This is a genomic window from Polynucleobacter sp. 39-46-10, assembly GCF_002282275.1.
On record NZ_NCJB01000396.1, the window covers coordinates 1 to 1911 of the forward strand.

The 1911-nt window shown below is 45.6% G+C and carries 2 protein-coding genes; both read left to right on the top strand.

Annotated elements, in window-relative coordinates; genetic code table 11:
- Window positions 1-1206 (top strand): TRAP transporter large permease subunit (locus B7X71_RS16060; protein ID WP_293601468.1); only part of this gene is annotated, 1206 nt, incomplete at its 5' end.
- 61 nt (window positions 1207-1267) lie between these two features.
- The coding region (locus B7X71_RS16065) for a 3-keto-5-aminohexanoate cleavage protein (RefSeq protein WP_293601469.1) at window positions 1268-1911 on the top strand (644 nt) is incomplete at its 3' end.

Consider the following 1911-nt stretch of genomic DNA (forward strand, 5'->3'; position numbering starts at 1 on the left):
GGCTTTATTGCCCTAGGTCCTGTTGTATTCGATCTTGCAATTTTACAAACACTCTCTGTGATGCAAGATAGCGTCCTAGCATCAATCCCGTTTTTCCTTTTCATGGGATTCTTACTAGAGCAGTCCGGCATTATGGAGCGCTTATTTGGCGCCATTCAGCAATTGTTTGCTGGCGTTCGGGGCTCACTCTATCTCGCCGTGATTGTGACAGCCACTATTTTTGCCGCCGCAACCGGAATAGTAGGGTCGTCAGTTGTCTTACTCGGCGTTATGGCTGCTCCATCCATGATTAAAAGTGGTTACGACGTACGGATGTCTGCAGGAGCCATTACTGCTGGCGGCACATTGGGCATCTTGATACCACCATCAGTGATGTTGATCGTCATGGGGCCGGTGGTTGGGATACCTGCAACAGATTTATTTGCCGCTGCAGTCTTGCCAGGTCTGCTTTTAGCATTCCTCTTTGCTTCCTGGTGCATGATTCGCTGCTGGATCAACCCAGCCTTAGGGCCAGCTCTACCTGTAGAGATGCGAGCAAAATCACTTAAGCCTGTTTTAATGGATTTAATGATTGGTATTGCACCCGTGATTGTGGTTTTATTTGCCACCCTAGGCGTAATACTAGCTGGAATTGCAACGCCAACCGATGCAGGTGCAGTGGGTTGTGTAGCAACCTTCTTGCTCACTACCATGTCTGGGCGCATGACCTTCGCTAAAATCAAAAACTGCGTCATGCAAACCTTGCGTGTCTCCAGCATGATTTTGCTTTTGGTGACTACTTCAAACCTATTTGGGGCTGTATTCTCAAGACTGGGTAGTGCAGATTTTATTGCCAGCTTTCTGACCTCCCTACCATTACCACCGATGGCGATGTTGATCTTGATCTTGTTATTGATTTTCTTACTAGGATGGCCGCTAGAGTGGGTACCTATCGTATTAATTGTCGTGCCTATCTTTCTACCCATCATTAAAGCGGCCGGTATTGATTTAATTTGGTTCAGCACTTTAGTAGCAGTAACACTTCAGACAGCCTGGCTCTCACCACCAGTAGCTCTATCGGCCTACTTCCTTAAAGGGGTCGCGCCATCTTGGAAGATCACGGATATCTATGCTGGTATGTCCCAATTTATGGTGCTGCAAATTATTGCAGTAGTCTTATTATTACTCTTCCCCCAGTTGGCTACGTGGCTGCCATCGGTCAATTGACTTTGAAATAGACGCTGAACCTAACTTATCAAATCAATCTATTACTACTTTTAAGTAAATTATGAATAATCCTGTCATTATTACCGTAGCTATTACCGGAGCAATCCCAAGAAAAAAGGATTGCCCCGGCCTTCCAGTAACTGTTTCAGAGCAAATTGAAGCAACACAAAAGTCATATGAGGCAGGAGCTGCCCTTGTGCATCTACATGTTCGCAAGCCTGACGAGAGCCCTAGCTCAGATCCCGATCAATTTGCAAAGGTTCAGGAAGGGATTAAAAAATACTGTCCCGATATGATCATTCAATTTTCTACTGGCGGCAGAGGTCAAGATCAGGCTTTGCGGGGCGCAATGCTATTTCATCGCCCTGATATGGCATCTCTTGCAACCGGATCCGTTAACTTTCCAAATGGTATATATGAGAATCCGCCTGATTTTGTGGATGGTTTAGCCGGCGAGATGTTGAAATATGAAATAAAACCTGAAATTGAAATATTTGATATGGCGATGCTTTACAGTGCAGCCAATCTAATTAAAAGAGGGTTGCTTAAAGCGCCAGCTCATGTCCAATTTGTGATGGGGGTGCCTAATGCCATGCCAGCTAAGCGGAGTATTTTGGAGTTTTTAGTCAGCGAACTCAAAGAAATCATGCCAGATGCAACATGGACCGCTGCTGGTATTGCTCGCTATCAACTGCCCGTCAATGA